Origin of the sequence: Enterovibrio norvegicus FF-33, assembly GCF_000286835.2 — a bacterium.
Classification (GTDB): domain Bacteria; phylum Pseudomonadota; class Gammaproteobacteria; order Enterobacterales; family Vibrionaceae; genus Enterovibrio; species Enterovibrio norvegicus_A.
On record NZ_AJYD02000038.1, the window covers coordinates 2,210,283 to 2,228,127 of the forward strand.

Annotated in this window: 20 protein-coding genes; 3 read left to right on the forward strand and 17 right to left on the reverse strand. The window is 47.5% G+C overall.

Features of this window, described 5'->3' with window-relative positions; translation table 11 throughout:
* Window positions 1–69 precede the first annotated feature (69 nt).
* The 5 genes from A1OO_RS17955 to A1OO_RS17975 form a co-directional block, all read right to left on the reverse strand.
* Window positions 70–876 carry a ferritin-like domain-containing protein gene (locus A1OO_RS17955; protein WP_016958187.1) on the reverse strand — a complete coding sequence of 269 codons (807 nt, stop codon included), beginning with the start codon at window positions 874–876 and terminating at the stop codon, window positions 70–72.
* 12 nt (window positions 877–888) lie between these two features.
* On the reverse strand, window positions 889–1,239 hold the full coding sequence (locus tag A1OO_RS17960) for an OsmC family protein (protein WP_241819172.1): 351 nt from the start codon (window positions 1,237–1,239) through the stop codon (window positions 889–891).
* A 104-nt stretch (window positions 1,240–1,343) separates the two neighbouring features.
* Window positions 1,344–2,192 (reverse strand): ATP-binding cassette domain-containing protein, encoded by an 849-nt coding sequence (locus A1OO_RS17965; protein ID WP_017003957.1) that lies wholly within the window; start codon window positions 2,190–2,192, stop codon window positions 1,344–1,346.
* Window positions 2,193–2,207: 15 nt separating this feature from the next.
* Window positions 2,208–3,047 (reverse strand): transporter substrate-binding domain-containing protein, encoded by an 840-nt coding sequence (locus A1OO_RS17970; protein WP_017003958.1) that lies wholly within the window; start codon window positions 3,045–3,047, stop codon window positions 2,208–2,210.
* A 9-nt stretch (window positions 3,048–3,056) separates the two neighbouring features.
* Window positions 3,057–3,740 carry a hypothetical protein gene (locus tag A1OO_RS17975; RefSeq protein WP_017003959.1) on the reverse strand — a complete coding sequence of 228 codons (684 nt, stop codon included), beginning with the start codon at window positions 3,738–3,740 and terminating at the stop codon, window positions 3,057–3,059.
* A 292-nt stretch (window positions 3,741–4,032) separates the two neighbouring features.
* Here A1OO_RS17975 and A1OO_RS17980 point away from each other — a divergent pair, with 292 nt between their 5' ends.
* A complete protein-coding gene (locus tag A1OO_RS17980) occupies window positions 4,033–4,377 on the forward strand; it encodes an ArsR/SmtB family transcription factor (RefSeq protein WP_016958192.1) in 345 nt (114 codons plus the stop codon).
* Here the strand turns inward: A1OO_RS17980 and A1OO_RS17985 are convergent.
* Both A1OO_RS17985 and A1OO_RS17990 read right to left on the reverse strand, forming a co-directional pair.
* A complete protein-coding gene (locus A1OO_RS17985) occupies window positions 4,361–5,080 on the reverse strand; it encodes a hypothetical protein (protein ID WP_017003960.1) in 720 nt (239 codons plus the stop codon). The two genes, A1OO_RS17980 and A1OO_RS17985, sit on opposite strands and share 17 nt — an antisense overlap.
* A gap of 14 nt (window positions 5,081–5,094) precedes the next feature.
* The gene (locus A1OO_RS17990) at window positions 5,095–6,120 is read right to left on the reverse strand and encodes a permease (protein WP_017003961.1); all 1,026 of its coding nucleotides are present in this window, start codon (window positions 6,118–6,120) and stop codon (window positions 5,095–5,097) included.
* Window positions 6,121–6,209: 89 nt separating this feature from the next.
* Between A1OO_RS17990 and A1OO_RS17995 the strand changes: the two genes are divergently transcribed.
* Entirely contained in the window at window positions 6,210–7,445 is a 1,236-nt protein-coding gene (locus A1OO_RS17995) for a hypothetical protein (protein WP_017003962.1), read from the forward strand.
* Between the two features lie 55 nt (window positions 7,446–7,500).
* On the opposite strand, the gene A1OO_RS18000 is transcribed toward A1OO_RS17995, so the two are convergent.
* From A1OO_RS18000 to A1OO_RS18015, 4 genes are all read right to left on the reverse strand, one after another.
* Window positions 7,501–8,229 carry a hypothetical protein gene (locus A1OO_RS18000; protein ID WP_017003963.1) on the reverse strand — a complete coding sequence of 243 codons (729 nt, stop codon included), beginning with the start codon at window positions 8,227–8,229 and terminating at the stop codon, window positions 7,501–7,503.
* 2 nt (window positions 8,230–8,231) lie between these two features.
* A complete protein-coding gene (locus A1OO_RS18005; RefSeq protein WP_017003964.1) occupies window positions 8,232–8,891 on the reverse strand; it encodes a hypothetical protein in 660 nt (219 codons plus the stop codon).
* Between the two features lie 147 nt (window positions 8,892–9,038).
* A complete protein-coding gene (locus tag A1OO_RS18010; RefSeq protein WP_017003965.1) occupies window positions 9,039–9,842 on the reverse strand; it encodes a ParA family protein in 804 nt (267 codons plus the stop codon).
* 250 nt (window positions 9,843–10,092) lie between these two features.
* Window positions 10,093–10,623 (reverse strand): cytochrome b, encoded by a 531-nt coding sequence (locus A1OO_RS18015; protein WP_016958199.1) that lies wholly within the window; start codon window positions 10,621–10,623, stop codon window positions 10,093–10,095.
* 283 nt (window positions 10,624–10,906) lie between these two features.
* On the opposite strand from A1OO_RS18015, the gene A1OO_RS18020 reads away from it, so the two are divergent.
* Window positions 10,907–12,598, forward strand: a complete 1,692-nt coding sequence (locus tag A1OO_RS18020) for a mechanosensitive ion channel domain-containing protein (protein WP_017003966.1) — start codon at window positions 10,907–10,909, stop codon at window positions 12,596–12,598.
* 104 nt (window positions 12,599–12,702) lie between these two features.
* Here A1OO_RS18020 and A1OO_RS18025 read toward each other — a convergent pair whose 3' ends face one another.
* The 6 genes from A1OO_RS18025 to A1OO_RS18050 all read right to left on the reverse strand — a co-directional run bounded on the left by A1OO_RS18025 (window position 12,703) and on the right by A1OO_RS18050 (window position 17,565).
* Window positions 12,703–13,104 carry a GFA family protein gene (locus A1OO_RS18025; protein ID WP_016958201.1) on the reverse strand — a complete coding sequence of 134 codons (402 nt, stop codon included), beginning with the start codon at window positions 13,102–13,104 and terminating at the stop codon, window positions 12,703–12,705.
* A 41-nt stretch (window positions 13,105–13,145) separates the two neighbouring features.
* Window positions 13,146–13,610, reverse strand: a complete 465-nt coding sequence (locus A1OO_RS18030; RefSeq protein ID WP_026023940.1) for an ASCH domain-containing protein — start codon at window positions 13,608–13,610, stop codon at window positions 13,146–13,148.
* A 209-nt stretch (window positions 13,611–13,819) separates the two neighbouring features.
* Window positions 13,820–14,224: a hypothetical protein gene (locus A1OO_RS18035; protein ID WP_016958203.1), complete on the reverse strand. Its 405-nt coding sequence runs from the start codon at window positions 14,222–14,224 to the stop codon at window positions 13,820–13,822.
* A gap of 250 nt (window positions 14,225–14,474) precedes the next feature.
* Window positions 14,475–16,025 carry a tripartite tricarboxylate transporter permease gene (locus tag A1OO_RS18040; RefSeq protein WP_017006111.1) on the reverse strand — a complete coding sequence of 517 codons (1,551 nt, stop codon included), beginning with the start codon at window positions 16,023–16,025 and terminating at the stop codon, window positions 14,475–14,477.
* A 2-nt stretch (window positions 16,026–16,027) separates the two neighbouring features.
* Window positions 16,028–16,504 carry a tripartite tricarboxylate transporter TctB family protein gene (locus A1OO_RS18045; protein ID WP_016958205.1) on the reverse strand — a complete coding sequence of 159 codons (477 nt, stop codon included), beginning with the start codon at window positions 16,502–16,504 and terminating at the stop codon, window positions 16,028–16,030.
* 89 nt (window positions 16,505–16,593) lie between these two features.
* Window positions 16,594–17,565: a tripartite tricarboxylate transporter substrate binding protein gene (locus tag A1OO_RS18050; protein ID WP_371733347.1), complete on the reverse strand. Its 972-nt coding sequence runs from the start codon at window positions 17,563–17,565 to the stop codon at window positions 16,594–16,596.
* Window positions 17,566–17,845 lie beyond the last annotated feature (280 nt).

Below are 17,845 nucleotides of genomic sequence, written 5' to 3' on the forward strand. Positions count from 1 at the left end.
CGAGAATTCGCATTGGCATCCTTCCTTGTTAAGGCCGGGCAAAACATTATGTTTCACCCGGCTGCCACCTTAGTGACAACAGCGGTTTCCTGAAATATCTGCTTTGTCTTTGGGTTGCCATTTGGATGAATCATCATCCACCAGCGAGGAAAGTAACGGCGCCACACGATTTGGATCAAAGCCAATACGATCGATTTTTTCCATGTAGGTATCGATGGCATCAATGCGCAATTGATCGAGGTCTTGCTCAATAACGCCCAACGAAACGGTGGAGCATTTAATACTGAGCTGATCGCACAAGCTAAAGCAGTTGTAATTCACCATGCTCATCATGGCTGGCATCACCGCCTTATGCGCCAATGCAAATGCGCGATGTACGTCTTCTTCATCGTTATCGAGCATGCGCTGTATCTCATCCACGCCATGTTGTAGGTGAGCCATTTCTTCGACGAGAATACTCGCCGCCAAGCTGCTGGTGTACTTATCCGTGTTGCGCTGCAGCGCGGTATAAGCCACCGTCGCGAAGGTTTCGACCATGATGTCCTGCGCAATGATGCAAGAGGTTAAATCTCCGACACTGGCACGCTCTTTCACAAAGCGACCGATCTCTTTCCACTGTGGCTCCACCATGGTTTTCATGGTTGGAAAATCAATGTGTTTGCCGAGCTTCGACAGTGCATTGATATGCCCCCCCTCGTCCCTCGCCTGCTTAACGACATGGATTTTTTCATCAACATCATCAATCAGCGGCACCATGGTGGTGTAGTTATTGACGGCCATAATTTCGCCGGAAATGGTGTTGGATATGACATAGGCCAGCAAGTCTTTGTACGCCTGACTTTCAAGGCGTTGCGTTTCATTCATAAGGTTTGACACGTCTTTTCTCCTTCATGTCCACTGGACGGTGACGTTGATAGGGAAAGCCGGCGATAAAGAAGCGGATACCGTGCAGTGCTTCTTAAAGTTCCGATCAATGGATGCTCGGTTCTGAGTGCTCAGACCACCGCCATCGTTTGCCTTTATCGTCACGTTGATTTCGCGGATGCGGGGATACCCTTCTTCGCCTTTGTGCACAGTAACTTGCGCGTCAGTGACGATACATCCTTCGTCGGTTTTTGCGCCGTGAAAGCGCATATGCTCTAAGAGCGACGCAGACAGACAATGTCCAACTGCACTGCCGAGCAGCGCCGGCGTTGATGGGCCGCTGTTCGTTCCCACGGGATCAGGTTCGTCGCTCATGTAAGGCTCCCCTGCAGGGTTGCCATGCTCGCTGGCGACGTTCTTGAATAAGTAATCTGTTTGGTAGGTCAGTTGCACATCGAACAACCGGGTATCTTTCGATTTCAATTCCATACACTTTGATTCCTTGTGATGACGAGGTGTTGAGCAACAGCATCTGCGCTCTTTATTGCTGAAGGCATGTGATTACACGCTTGAATTTCCGTGATAACGCCGCCGTTCATGTCGACTCTGGCGGTGCAGGCTTCCAAGCAGCCATCTAGACGATGAGACGCCATGAGTATCGTGGTGCCAGACTGCTGTCTTGCGAGGAGGAGTTGATTCACTTTCTGTGCATTGGCATCGTCTAGTGCTGAAAGCGGTTCATCCATCAACAACAAATCTGGGTCTCCGACCAACGCTCGTGCAATGGATACCCGCTGCTGCTGTCCGCCAGAAAGTTCTGTGGGGAATCGGTTTGCAAACTGCGCAACATCCAGTTCTTCCATCACAGATAGCGCTTTTTGTTGTTTATCGTGAAGCGTACTTTTCTCACGACATTCAAATCCCATGCACACGTTTTCAATGGCAGTAAGCTGATCAAATAACGCAGGTGTCTGAAAAACCGTTCCGGTTCGGGTACCCGGGCAACACTCCCATTTTTTACACCAGCAATCGACTGGCACACCAAACTTGAGAGCCCGCCCACCACTGAGCGGCGTTAAGTTGTTCAACACACTCAGCAGGGTCGACTTACCGCAACCACTGGGGCCAACCAGCATGTACCACGCGCCTGTCGGCACAGTCAGATTGACGCCATTAAGCACTGACACCGCTTCTTGAATTGGCGAGTTTGAAAACCAATCACCAAAAAACCGCGGTGCAGCAGAAGACGTCACGCTAACCTTCGCTTCTTCAATGCATAGCGCTGGCTGAGAAAGATTTGGCACAGGTATCGACTGACGTGAAAACATTCATATTCTCCCGATCTAACCTTGCGGCCAGACCTCAATGCGATTTTCCAGCGGCATAGGGGTTTCACTGTCAGGTCCAAACCAACGGTTATATATTGTGAGGTACTCCCCGCTTGATTCGATTTCCTGTAGAGCCCGATTCACGGCGTCACGCATTTTGCTGTCGTTCTGAATCACGCCGAGACCATCTTGTTTCATGCCAATCGCTTCTCCGTTCAATACCGTGAGTGCCGGATTAGGATTGGCATAGCTGACAAGCACTTCTGCATCTTCTGCCCAACCATCAATTTTCCCAGCAAGTACCGCATTCATCGCAATTTGCTTGTTTCCGAATTCGATGATGTCTTCTTCATTGACCTGATGTCCGTTTTTCTCTAGCCAATGTTTCCAGTTACTAATTGAATGACTGCCTCGGTTCATGCCTACTTTTTTACCCACCAAGTCATCAAGCGATTTCGCCCCATCTGTCCTCACTAAGAACGTCTGAGCTGACCAAAAGTAGGTTTGCGAGAAATCCACAGCGTCATCACGTTTCCATGTATGACTCATGGATGCCGCCGCGATATCGATCTTCCCATTTTGCAGATAGGTTATCCGCGTGATTTCATCAACGGGGATCCGTTTCATTTTGACGCCAAGCTTATCGGCTACGGCATTTGCAATATCGACGTCAAACCCCACCCAATCGCCTTTTTCGTTGATGAAAGAGTGTGGAGGATTATCCTGGCGGATACCTACAACGACCTCGCCTCGCTCTTTTACTTTATCGATAACTGAGCCAGTTTCCTTAGCGTGAACAGGGGTGAAAACAAGGGTTAGCAATGTGCAGATAGCGAAAACAATTCTGGGGAACATAAACTCTCCTTAGTTGATGCTTCGAGTCATTCGGTGTGATGTCCGAAAAACCGTGAGGCGCAGTCTTTCGCCGATAAGGTTTAAAAACTGCACGTTGATGAAATAAAGCGCAGAGCAAATGCCAAAGATGGTCAGCCAATCTGACAATTGATAAGCACGACTCGCAAGCAGGTTGGTCAGCGCGCTCAGCTCAAGCAACCCGATCAAAATGACAATACTTGTGTCTTTGAAAAGTGAGACAAAATGCGTATGAATTGCAGGAAAGCTCTTTTTAAAAACCCAGTGAGCTCTCAGGCGTGCATACCGTGCGAGCAGCCCCAGTTTGAGCACGTTTTCGACCCGCTCTAAATTTTCGGGGTACATATGAATGTACTTAGAAAAAATCGGCACAAGGTGTGACATGGAATAGAGTGTTAACGCTAGAATGCCCTTCACGAACGTTTCAAGTGGCAAGAAGAAGTCGATGGTAAAGATAATCACCAGCGGCGGTATGGCTCTCAGCAAGGCAAAACTTGTATCGGACGTAACCACGAATCGATGACGCTTATTGCAAGCACAAACCAGCAAATATGACAGCGGAACAGACATGCTTATCGTGGTAATAAATAGACACCATGTCAGAACGAGGCCGCCAGGTTGCGCATGAGGCAGACCAAATAACATCTTCTGAGCTATGTCAAAGCCACCTTCCATACACCGAAGCCCCTACTCACTGTTTAGTTCATTAAGTACCATGTTTAGATACTTATATATTCATTATATCTAGATATACAGATATATTGATATCAATTATAAGAACAATGAGAATGCCCCGTTGGTTCAATGGTTTGTGAAACTGTGTGTTTTTAGCATGAGCATGCTAGTATTCACTTAGCCACACGTCCGATGTGTTGATAACGCTAAGGTTTACAGCTTTCGTGAAAGTGGATGTAACTTGTGACGCCTGCTCACGGTCTGTTTATTTTTTACAGCAATATCTATAACTATGAATTCTGAAGAATCCGCAAAAATATTCGCCGCATTGGCTCAAGAGACAAGACTGGATGTATTCAGGCTGTTAATTAAAGCTGGGGAAAAAGGCCTATCATCGGGAGAGGTGGCTGATAGTCTGAACATTCGACAAAATACCATGTCCACCAACCTTTCTATTCTGCACAATGCCAAGTTGGTTCGCCGAAAACGTGAAGGCCGAATGATCCGCTATTTCGTCAATATGGAGACGATCGGTGTACTTCTCACCTTTTTACTCGAACATTGCTGTGGCGGAGAAAGCGATATGGTGAGTGAATTGGTCACCAGCCTGCAAAAAGGTTTTAACCAGTCAAACTGAGGGTGGGATCGACGTCAGATCGACGCCGTAGCCGCTTAGCGAGCAAATTCCCTGTGATGTGTACGCCGGAACCAAGCAGTACAAAAAGTATCGTCGCAAACACTAAGTAGGGGATCACCAGCGCCGTTTCAACCACGCCCGTTCTCATCGCTGCAAAAATACCGGTAATGGGAAACATCGAAATAAACGCTGTGTTGTGCAGATGATGGACGAGTCTAGCCGACACCGTGGGTACAAGTGCTGGCGCGCACTCAAGAAAAACCAGTTTTATTTTCACCCATGTGCCGAGTTGAAGCGTCGCCATATACTCGAGGGTATCTTGCTTAATGGTTGAAATCGCGGCTTCGATGATTTTTGCTAAATGCCCTGAGCTTGAAAAAGCAAGACCCACAATAATAAAGGTCGCAGCAACACTAAACCCCCATGCAACCCCAGGGATCACCCCTTCAATATCCAGTCCAGAAAAATAGGGGGACAGGCCTACATTCCCCATCAAAAGGACAAATACCACCGTCGGGACACCGCGGGATACCTCAATCAAAACGTTTGACGTCATACGAAGTAAGAGAGAATGGCTTCTCCCACACAGTACATATATCACCGCGAACAGCAGGCTCAGTGCCGCTGAAAGCACAAAGAAAACCAATGTCGTCAGTGTGGGAACCACAAATGATGCCAGAAACGTGGCCAAGTCAATACTCATTGCTTAAGCGCTACCTAAACCCATAATTGGTAAATGAGCCCCCAAGCAAACGAGCCAATAAGTGCGAAGCTAACATAAAATATCACCACTTGAATACGCGCCACGGCGACGACGGCAATCATGGCTGGAATGGATGTTATGCCACCCGCTATCAAGAACGCCATGCCAGCTCCCGGTTGCATGCCTTTGTTAATCAGCTCTGCGATAAGCGGGACAGCGACATACCCATTGATGTAAGCGGGAACCCCGATGATCGCCGCCCATAAGATAGGCGTTTGTGTATCCCCACCAAATGAAGACGTCACCCACTCTGTAGGCACATAGGCCACCAGCAAACTTTCGAGCAAAAAGGCCAATGCTAGCCATTTCAATAGAAGCGTCATGATATTGGTGGTCTTTTCAATAAATACCGCTTTACGCGGCGCTTCTTCCCAAAATCGCCAAACAGGTTTATCCACGTGGCTTAGGGTTGTCGTATCCCCCGTCACGGAAGGTTTTAAAGGATTAACGAGATAGCCTGCCTTTTGCGCCAGATACACGGACCAGCCTGCAACCAATCCCAATACGATAGCGCCCAACGCCTTCATCGTCGCGAATTCCCAACTGACAATCCCAGCAGTCAAAAGATACATGACGGGATCAATAATGGGGCTGGCAATCCAAAAGGCCATCACTGGCGCGAGTGGCACACCCATCGCAAGCATTGCTGCAATCAGAGGAATGACACCACAAGAACAGAACGGCGACAATGCACCAAACATCGCCGCGGTGAGGATCACGACACTTGGCCGCCCCTGAAGGGCATCCGCGATCAGGCTGTCTGCTTGTGTTGCCGTTACATAGGCATATATCAATGATGAAGCCAAAATGAAGGGAACAATCAACACAAACGTGTCGCCCATAAACAGCAGCGAGACCGACAACTGCTGTGGATCAATCACAGCAATTGAAAGAAGTACAAGTAGAAAGACGGTCCAAACTGGCTCTAAAAAGGTGCGGTTATAACCAAAATTAATCAGCCCTGAGACAATACTGGACATACATTTCTCCTCCTGTGGGTTTCACTTTTGATGCCATACAGCTTACTATTCAATATATCAGGAATTATAGATATATGAGGCGAGCTAGGATGGTTTTTACGCAATCGCTCAATATTGAGAAGCAACAATTAGCGCGAGTCAGCCACCTTATCTCGTTCTGTTTCATCCTTATTTCGGCGCTAAACATCAGTGTGAGTTGGGCGCAGTCACCAACAGGAGAGATCTTGTTGGGTTATCGGCACTTTTGGGAGTCCCGTGATGGTTTACCTTCCAACCAAACCGGCATTGACGTTGTTCCTCGCTTTGATTTCGATGTATTGCAAGACACAACGCTGATACTAGAGCCGGCGTTACGCGCACGAAACCATGACAATCAAAGCGTATTTGTTGACCCTTTCAAAAGCCGTTTCAATACATACGTTGACCAAGTAGAAATTACCGCGGGATATGACATTGTATTTTGGGGGGCAAGTGAAGGCGCGCAGATCCTTAACATACTCAATCAAAAAGATCTCGGCACCGACTTTAGCGGAGACCAATCACTCGGCCAATCAATGGTAAACATTTCCGGCTATGTCGGCGAAGGATTAGCAACATTTTACTATCTGCCTTATACGCCCAAACGACGTTTTCGTGAGTATTCTGAACGCCTTTCTGCTGGTTTTGATATTGATGGCGAGAACGTTCAATGGCGCGATAGTCAACACGCCTATTACCCAGGATTCGCTGCACGGTACGCGTATTCTTTTGACGACATGGATATCGCGTTATTGGGCTTCCATGGGATTAACCGAGAGCCCGCGTTTGTGGTGGAGGCCGGGGGATTTGCACCCATTTATACGGTAGGGACACACATCGGAATGGAAGTGCAGCGGGTCATGGGCAATTTGCTGACTAAATTTGAAGTGCTGAATGTGTCTGATGCCCCTACTCTTCGCGGCGACTTTGATGAAACCACTCAGTATGTCATCGCTGGCGAATATAGCGTGTTTAGTGTCTTTGATAGCGGTGCAGATCTCAGGTGGGTCGCAGAGTACAGTGATAACACATTGGGCGAAGATCTGCTTTCACTGTACCAACATGATGTATTGCTGGCAGTGCACACCTCGCTGAATGACGTTGATTCCACTGAAATCAGCCTTTCCGTTCTTCACGACCTCGATCATGGCAGCAATATTATCGAAATCACGTTGACCCGCCGCCTCACTCAAAACATTGACCTAGAAGCGTCGTTTTTTGATCTATCCGCCATGTCAGCCAACGATTTTTTTTATGGGCTAGAACCTGACAGCTACGGCGAAATCACGCTAACGTATTACTTCTGAAGAGCAGAAAGAGAAAGAAAACAATAACGCAATCTGCATTCAATTCGTCATGTCGTTAGAACTTGCTTAAGTACCCGCCGAGTAACCCACAACCTATGCCAAATAGTGCGCTGGCGAATGTTCCCAACATGACATATTCGGTAAACATTCGGCTTCCGTGATCTTTTAAATCGCCAAAACGAAACACCGATTTTGCCGCTAACACCAATGCTACACCTGGTAACTGCCCCCATAAAACAAAGGTCACGATAAGAATGCGCTCAAAATAGCCAATGTACGCACCCGCATCTTTAAGTGGCTTATTGGTGCCACTCGACTCCGTGCTTGTGACTTCGTCGGTCCAGTTTTGCAAGAGCAACGCAATCGCCGCGGAGGATGGTTTCATTGCCAATAAATACGCTGTTCCCCAGCAAAACAACATCCACCAATCGGTTTGGTCAAGCACGATTTTTGCCGCCACCCTTTCTTCAGATTCGACAACAAACAGCACAACAATAAGCAGAACAAGAAGATGTAACAGCTGTTTAACCACCAAATAGCGAAGCCCTGTTGGGCTCGCGCGGAACCAAACTGAAATGGCGACACTAGATAGCCCAATGAACAGCGCACCCAATAAAGACCACAGCAAGGGAATGTTAAGTAGGTACAAGACGACAAGCGAAAGGACGCTTTCAATGAGCACGGAAAGGTAAACGTGGCGCGCACGCCGAGCGATGACAGGAAAGAGGTAGAACTCAACACATACGTGAACAACAACTAACACCAGTAGCAGTGTTAATACCATACCTACCCCTCCGTAGCACACTGATAACGTGAAAGTCTATCAGCATACCACTTACTGGTTTCTTCAATACGCGCGTAGTGGGCTCGGTTTATGATTCTTGTGAATGCGCTTCGAGTTATGCCGAGCTTTTGTGCAAGAACCGTGTGCTGGGCTGTTGGATTTTTCATCCAAACAGACAATGCTACTGCCATCTTAGTGGTCAGTTGCGTGATGTGATCGTCAAGAAGGGAAACCACCAAGTTCACGTCACTGGCAAAATCAATCTCATCCGCCGTGAATGCCAAGCGTTGGCTTTTCATGGTATCCAAGCGTCGGCCTGACAATATAAACGCATCGGAATTATTGGCCATTCTGACCGGAAGTTCTCTTTGCGTTGCTGGCGCCACAGACAGTGACAACCTCGCGTCAGCAGAACCATCAATGCTTTTGAGCGCAATGCGAATGGTCATCGCCATGTCGAACACGCGTTCTGGGGTATTGGTGTAGAGCTGGAATGCATCGCCACGATATATCTCGCCAACCGTTTCGCCGCTAACATCGCGCTCGCCAAAATCTTCAAAGCAGCGTTTTAAGGCGGCCAAACAAGCCTGACGGGTGGACTCGCTCATGTCTGTCGAGCCCACAATGTCTCCAGTGATCACCCCTGCATAGTGCTTTTTCATCTCACCCTCGAGTTACACCATTAAGTAACATAATTAAATGTTACGCCATAATGTAACTTTGTCAAAGGTTACGTCAATCCATCACTTGAGATACCCGTTTGCTTATCAACTTCGTAAAACAGATAACATACTTCTGCGGGTTATGAATCAAATGGCCGTTTCTTCAGTTGTCGTTTCTTCAATGGGCGCTTCTAGCTTGGCGTATAACTCCGCGAAACTTTTTGACAACTTATGCTGAGGTGCAAAATGAACCAGCGGTTTTTGATGATAGTGGGATTCTTTCATTTTCACCGATTGCGGAATAAACGGCTCAAGTAATGGCAAACCCAGTTCACGCACGTTCTCGATGATTAAAGCCGGAAACTTAGCCTGTCCGTTGAACATATTGACCACGACCCCTTCAAGCGCCAGTTTACGATTGTGATCGTTACGAAGCTCTGCGAGGTTATCCATCAAGGTCAGTAATGCCTGATGTGAAAAGGTGTCGCAATCAAAAGGGATCAGCAGGTTGTGGGCGGCAATCAAGCCCGCTTTGCTATAGAAGTTGAGATTCGGCGGTGTATCAATGTAAATGCGTTCGTATTCGCTTTCTAGTTCGTCCAAGGCTTCGCGCAGTTTGTATATTTTATAGCGACGTTCAAGCTCAGGCTCAAGTGCCGCAAGGCGAGGACTAGACGGAATAATATCGAGGTTTTCATACGCTGTAGGTTGAGGGAATTGTTTGATAGGCGTTGAAACCGAAAACCATGAAACGGTTTGATCAAACAGATCAGCCACGCTTCTGTCATTTTTGCCGTTGATATCAATGCCCAGATAGTGACTACTGTTTCCCTGAATATCTAAATCAATCAGCAGGGTTTTCTTACCACTTGCAGCGCTGAGGGCTGCAAGATTGACCGTAATACTCGATTTACCCACGCCACCTTTTTGGTTGAAAATAATTCGTCGCATCTTACTGCCTTCCATTGGTTTTGAAAAAGCACGACCGCGAACTGTGCATGGTGATGAAACATGGCTGATATAACAATCATGTTTCATAAGGCTATCAGGCTATTGCGAACAAAAAATGAAGATGGCTCTCGATTAGACGCTTTGATTTGGAAAGAAAAATGACGATGCGCACGTGACGAAGATGACAAAACGACACGGGCGCAACAGCAAAGTAACCAACAACGGAGTGACACTGTCGTGGGTAACGTGACTATTTACCCAGCATGCGCTTCAACGTCATGTCTTTATCAACAAGGTGGTGTTTAACCGCGCCTGCCACATGTAAAACAATCACAGCGATAAGGATAAACGCCAGTATTTCATGAGTTTCATGTCCAACGGCCTGCATCCATTCTGTTTTCTCCCCGCCAGCAATCAAACTCACACCGAATACATCTAGCCCGCGACCGCCACCCACCGACATCATAATCCCAGAAACAGGCATTAAAATTGTCGCCAGCAACAACAGGTGATGCGCCCCTTTTGCTGCTTTTTCCTGCCAGTTAGGTGAACCAGGAATCGGCGTAATTTGCCCTTCTTTCAAACGCCAAAGCACACGCAGTGAAGCGAGTATAAGCACGATGAATCCGATTGATTTATGAAGACCAATTAGCTCACCCTTGTCAGGGCCTTTCGGCAGGTCAACCATATAAGAGCCAACGGCAAGCATGCCAATGATCACTACAGCAACTGCCCAATGCAGTGCGATGGTCGTTTTCGATAATGAAGACGTATTACTCATCGATGAATCTCCTTATTCTAAGCAAGGTAATTAACGTGGCTATATTGCGTCCGAATTGATTGCTGATCAATCAGGTGAACGTAAATTTAAGTAAAGTAACAGGATATTTCTAAGACCAATATGCACCAGAGTCACTACACCGAACTTCCGAAGCGGCACGAAGGTCACGCTCCTGTCACCAACCGTTCTGATTGTTCAATTGTGAGAGGGAGATTCAATGCCAGTCGGCATACAAAATGCCATACTTCTCACCTAATCGCCTTGAATCGATGGAGCCGTTTCAATGAACTTACGCGTCCCCCTTTGTGTTGCTGCAACGCTGTTCGTGATTCTTTTTGCATTCACTCAACCTGCCTTAGCAAGCACTGAAGCACCAGCAACTGCGAGCGAAACCCGCGCTGCAAACGCCCAAGACCAAATCAACACCCTGCATAAAGAACTCACCACGCTGGTTACCCTACAAAAACAAGTGAGCGGTGATGATAAGCTCGCGCTGCAACTACAGATGTTTCAAAAAAACGAGCAGTTGAGAGACTTGATCGCCAATGGCGTCAAAAGTGGGTCAATCGATACGCCTTTTCTTATTGAACAAATCAGACAGCAGCAGACCTACGCCAACGATGGGGTTAAATACCTGACACAACGTGCTGCTGAGTTATCTGAAAAGCTTAATAACGCCAAAAATGAAGACAAGTTTGCCTTACTTGCAGAGTATGAGGAATCTCGTAAATACCTCGACAGCATGTACGAAGAAACATCACAGAATATTCAATGGCTCAAGAAGCTCGATGCCCTCAAGCCCCAAGAAGAGCAAAACCTCACCAAGGTCATTACACAAAGAGCCGAACAACTCGCCGCGAATGTCGAATACCTCAGACAACAACTGAGTGCAGACGACGCGCAACTTAAAGTGGCGCCTGAAGCTGAGAAAGCCAGCATTCAACTTTCTAAGCTCATGTCCCAGCGAAGAATGGACATCACCACCAGCAGCCTAAAAGTCATGATTGAATTGGCGGACAATGTTGGGATACCCACTGCAGAATACAAACGCCTATTTTTTGAAGTGACAGGTAACGTGACTCAAGACCTGCTCAGCAGCGACGTGCTGCTGTCCATAGTCAAAACGTGGTCGAGCAAATTATGGGACTGGGTGATAGAAAATGCACCGCAGCACATCTTCCAACTCATCGTATTTTTGATCATCTTATTGATTGCGCGGCAGATAGCGAAACTCACCCGAAAAGTCGTTAAGCGCGCCGTCGTTTCAAAGAACCTCAAATTCTCGCAGCTCATGCAGGAATTTTTCATTTCCATGTCCGGCAAAGCGGTTTGGTTTATTGGTATCCTGATCGCTCTGTCTCAAATCGGCCTGAACTTAACCCCCATACTCACTGGTTTCGGTATTGCCGGTGTGATTGTCGGTTTCGCATTGCAAGACACCTTATCTAACTTCGCGGCGGGCATGATGCTACTTATTTACCGCCCGTTCGATGTGGGTGACTTTGTCGCTGCTGGCGGTGTGGAAGGCAAGGTCAGCCACATGAGTTTAGTGAATACCACGATCAAAACATTTGATAACCAAATTATCATTGTGCCGAATAGTAAAATTTGGGGCGATGTGATTAAGAACGTGACGCATGAACGGGTGCGTCGGGTAGACATGGTATTTGGTGTGAGTTATAGCGACAGTATTCCACACGTTGAAGAAGTGCTAAACGACATTGTGAACAACCACCCTTCTGTGCTTCGTGCACCAGAGCCTATGATCAAGCTTCATGTTTTGAATAGCTCATCGGTCGATTTCATCGTTCGCCCTTGGGTCAAAACCGATGATTACTGGGACGTTTACTGGGATATAACCCGAGAAGTAAAAGTGCGATTTGATAAAGAAGGTATTTCCATTCCTTTTCCACAACAAGATGTACATCTTCATATGCAATCAGGTCAGAGCCTCCCGCCAGCCAAAGACGTATAATACGATCGAACGAAGCGCGAGTAATACATGATTGAAAGGTGAATGAGAAGTGAGTGAGCAAAAAGGGTGCGATTTATTCGCACCCTTTTTGATCTGAAAAATATTTAGCCTGGTTTGTCCGCCGGGTGATTTACACCGTCATTCGTCACTACGTCGCCCAAATCAAATGGATTAACCCCTTCAAGGCATCCCACATTGAAACCATATTCAGTTGGATCAGAACGACGCTGGTGGTGCGTATAAATCCCGCATTCTGAGCAGAAGTAGTGCTTTGCGGTTTGGGTGTTGAATTGATAAAGCTTGAGCAAGGCTTCACCTTTCACGATACGAATACCATCAAGTTTAACCGATGCAACAATCGCCCCTTTGCGTCGGCATATTGAACAATCACAACGTCGCGGCTTATCAATGCCGTTAGGAAGAGAAAGCGCCAACTCTACGCCACCGCAATGACACGTTGCTCGGTGAACGTCTTGAATCACAGTGTTACCAACACGCTTAATCATAATGTCTCCATACCTATGAATGCGGAAAATCTGATGAATTTTTAGGCGTAAACAACCTTAAATCGCTCCAATACCAACATCATGTCTTCGCTGGGTTTAATGTCCAACTCTTGGCACTCAAGCGAGAAAAACTGCCAGTGAGCTTCACGCCACCATGCTAACGTTTTGTCGCCCTCTCCCTCTGCGGCAGCGAACTCAGCCGTCACGTCAGAGTATTTACACGTAGAGACCGAGGTAATCTCTACAATGCATATTGGTGTGCCATCCCATCGCGTCACTACTTGAAGGTGACCAACTTCTGGCATCGGTTCACCTTTGTTGCTATGCCAATATTCCATTCCGCAGGAGGCTTGCTTTTCTCCCCGCAAAATCAAGTCAGCACAAACATTCGCGTTGTACTCATCAGCACAGAAATAGTCTGCACTAAATGACGCGTATTTATCTGCCACTCCGGATGGTAGCGCGCTGAGATATTTCAATAGATATGCTTTACTTCTTTCTTCCATAAGATTCTCTACATTCATCGAAAACAACCACACCATCACGTCATGAGAACAATTTCTCAATTCTATCATCCAATATAACGCTATGTTTTATTGCAACTTTGAATTCAATCACAAGACAAGAAACGATGAGAATGCTAACGCGATCTGTCAGGGAATGTGTAAGAGCAGACAGATCACGTTGAATGCGAGGCTGTTAGATTCAGAGGACGTTACGCGGACTGGTTAAGATCTGGTGCATTGTCAGGGTCGAGCGGTTTCACTGGTGCGGGGGCTGGGATTGGAGCGGGCTCTTTGTCTTCAGGGGTGAGAACTTCATCCGCTTTTTTCTTGGCTTCTTCTGCAAGTTCACCGCTTTTTTCTTTGGTTTTATCCCAAACATCTGCACTTTTTTCTTTGGTACTGTCCCAAAGACTGCTGCTGCCTTCTTCGGCTTTATCAAGTAACTCACCACTTTTTTCTTTGGTGGCATCCCATGCGCTTCCGCCGGCTTCTTTTGCAGAATCCCACGCTTCTGCGGCAGATTCTTTCGCTTTGTCCCAACTACTTTCTTCGGCATTTACGGCCAAAGGAAGGCTCAAAAGTGCTGATAAGACAAACCACTGGATTCGCTTCATCTAGATATCCTCTTTCATGTTTCGTCAACAGCAACCTTGCTGCCCTGAGTGTGTTCTTTCGGCTTAGTGCAATCAGGTCAAATCACACGGCAATGTCAAAAATTGTCACACATCCACGATGCTTAGACAATGACCGCTTCTTCTTTGTCACGCAACACCCATAACAATAAAACACTGTACATAATCGATCAAATAAAAATGCCATCTAAGAGATGGCATTGTAGAGAAACGTATCGCCTACTCTCCGAAATTAACCATCGTTACGATCGACTTGAACCTTAGTTTCCGAAGCCTTTGCGCCGAAGCCCATTTTTTCAAGCACCACTCGAATCAATGGCAATATCAGCACAAAGATTGAAATACTGATAATGCTCAATGTCATTGGACGTTCCCACAGGAAGCTCAGGCTACCATCAGAAATGGTCAGTGACCGACTGAGGTTGTTTTCCATGATCCCGCCCAGAATGAAACCGAGCAGCATGGGTGCCATGGGGAAATCCAACAGCCTGAGGAATATCGCGACAACAGTAATCAGTACCATCATATTGATATCAAAGGTGTTAAAACTCACCAGATACACGCCTGTGATTGAGAAAAACAAAATCAGAGGTATCAAGATAGGACGCGGAATAACAAGCAAACGCGAAATATACGGAATCAACGGCAAGTTCAATATCAACAAAACCAAGTTACCGAAATACATCGAAATGATCACCGACCAAAACACGTCTGGATTATCAATGAAAAGACGTGGCCCTGGCTGTATGCCATAGGCGATCAACGCACCCAGCATGATGGCTGTTGTACCTGAACCCGGAATACCCAGCGTGAGCAATGGCACAAAAGACCCTGTAGAAGCGGCATTGTTGGCCGACTCCGGCGCTGCTAATCCGCGCAATGCCCCTTTACCAAACTGCTCTTTCAAACGCTTTGGTGCAAGGTTACGTTCAAGGCCATAGGCAAGAAATGACGCAATGGTCGCCCCCGCGCCCGGTAACACACCGACAATAAAGCCGAAGATAGAAGAGCGCGCGACAGTTGGTGCGACTTCTTTAATTTCTTCCTTGCTGAGTTTCATGCTACCCAGCGACGCCATGTCCATGTCTGGCTCTTCTTCTTTGTGTTGACCTTTAAGTACCGTCATCACCACTTCTGCAAGTGCAAATGTCGCCATGGCCAGCAAGAGGAAGCTCACACCGTCAACCAAATCGAGGTTGCCAAACGTAAAACGCGGCGCACCAGAGATAACATCCGTACCTACGGTCGCAATCATCAAACCGAACACGGTCATGGCCATCGCTTTCAGTACCTGCCCTTTTCCAGCAAAGGCTGACACAGCGGTCAAACCCAGTACCATCAACGCGAAGTAATCGGCAGACTGGAAACTGAGTGACACCGTTGCTAACGCAGGCGCTGCAAACAGCAGAATGATGGCGCCGATCGTACCGCCAGTGAATGAAGAGTACGCTGCCAGCGCCAATGCTTTACCCGCTTGGCGTTTTTGCGCCATTGGGTAGCCATCAAATGCGGTAACAACGGTGCTTGAACAACCCGGTGCATTGATCAGAATCGACGATGTCGAACCGCCAAAAACCGCACCGTAGTACACACCAGCCATCAAAATGATGCCAGACGCTGGGTCCAAGCTATAAGTAATAGGGATCATCAGCGCCACCGCTGAGATTGGGCCTAAGCCCGGCAGCATGCCAATGAACGTACCGGCAAAACAGCCCACCACCACCATCATGATGTTGAAGGGCATGATCGCGGTGCTTAACCCTGTTGTGATTCCGTCCCACATAATTATTGGCCCCCAAAGATCATCATGAACAAGCGACCCGGCGCGAGATAGATATCCAGCAGCTTGGCGAGAATAAACCAGATGCCAACGGCAAACGGCACGGAAGCAATGAAGAGTGTTTTAGGTCGTCGTTCACCTAAGATCCAGTAACCGACCACCAAAAAGAAAACGGTAGAAAGTGCGAAACCAATCCATTCCAGTGCGAATGCAAACGCAACGATGAGCAGAAGCAATTTAGATACAAGCAGGAAATCGAGGCCTGCAAAAGACAGCTTACTTGCCGTATCACGACGTGCCGTGCCTAGCATAAGCACACCTAGCAGGCCGCCCATATAAGAAAGAACAATAGGCAGCGTTTGTGCGTTAAACGGTTCGTATTCATCGCCCGGCAACATTGGGATGTGGCGAGCGTAATAACCATAGGCCACTGAAAGACTGAGAAAAATGAGACCACCGATATGGTCTTTAGTGACAACCATGAAAAACTCCTTGGATGTAACAACAGACGGGCGAGCCCGTCTTAAACGTCTAAGTACGGGTCGATATTCTCGACCCGTTAATATTCATATTATTGAAGGAAGCCCAGCTCACGCATTAGGTCGCCAACTTGTTGCTCTTGGCCTTCTAGGAAAGTCGTGAACTCTGCACGAGGCTTGAACACTTCAGTCCAACCATTGCGGTCACGAACCACTGTCCATTCATCGGTGCTGTACATTTTTTCCAGTACCGCTGCGTACTCGTCTGCTTTTGCATCAGACAAACCTGGCGAACCAAAGAATCCACGCCAGTTAATAAAGCTCGCGTCATAACCCAGCTCTTTCAACGTTGGTACATCTGCTGCCGCGGCAGAACGCTCATCGCCTGTCATTGCCAGAATGCGTACTTCACCTGCGTTTTTGAGCGCCAGTGCTTCACTGAAACCGGTGGACAGCACGTGAGCTTCACCGGACAAGATGCCCGCCATCGCTTTGCCACCTGCATCGTAAGCCACATATTTCACACGTTTCGGATCACCGCCAGCGGCTTTAAATGCCATGGCTGCGACTAAGTGGTCCATACTGCCGCGCGCTGAGCCGCCAGCAACCGCCACTGAACGAGGGTTAGCTTTGTAGTCATCCATTAACTGTTGGAATGTTTGATACTTTGAGCTGGTGGGCACGACAAATGCTGCATAGTCACCCACTGTTGCAGCAATCGGCTTAAGATCGCGGAAAGACTGAGGGAACACTTTCGACAAAGAGCGGATAACAATAGGGGTCGAGTTCACCATCAGTGTGTTGTCGGCTTGGCCGTCAACTTCGATAAGATGCGCAATGGCTTTACCACCGCCGCCACCTGACATGTTTTCGAATGAAACGGTTTCAACCAAACCCGATTTTGACAAAGCTTCGCCAGTACCACGCGCTGTACCATCCCAACCACCGCCTGCTCCACCTGGGATCAGAAAGTGAATCTCTTCAACTGCCGCATTGGCCATACCCGCACTCAGTGCAGATGTCAGCGCAAGGGCTGCGATGAAGGAGCGCTTTTTACCGAACATTTGTGAAATCATAGGTATTTCCTCGTGTCGTTCCGTCCTTTGGACGAGATAATTATTGTTGTCCTACCCCTTCAACGTATTGGCTGGAGCCGATATTGGAAACCTTGTGGATTTAATGTTTTTTTAAACTATTAAAAACATTTTGTTCATATTGTTCACTTGCGTGACAGACCACAAAGAATCACTATTTCAATAGGATAGATAATAGCGATTCGCGCCAAGCTAAAAACAACACGCTAAAGCGACGCACCATCGTTGTACTAAGGACACCTTCAAGCCG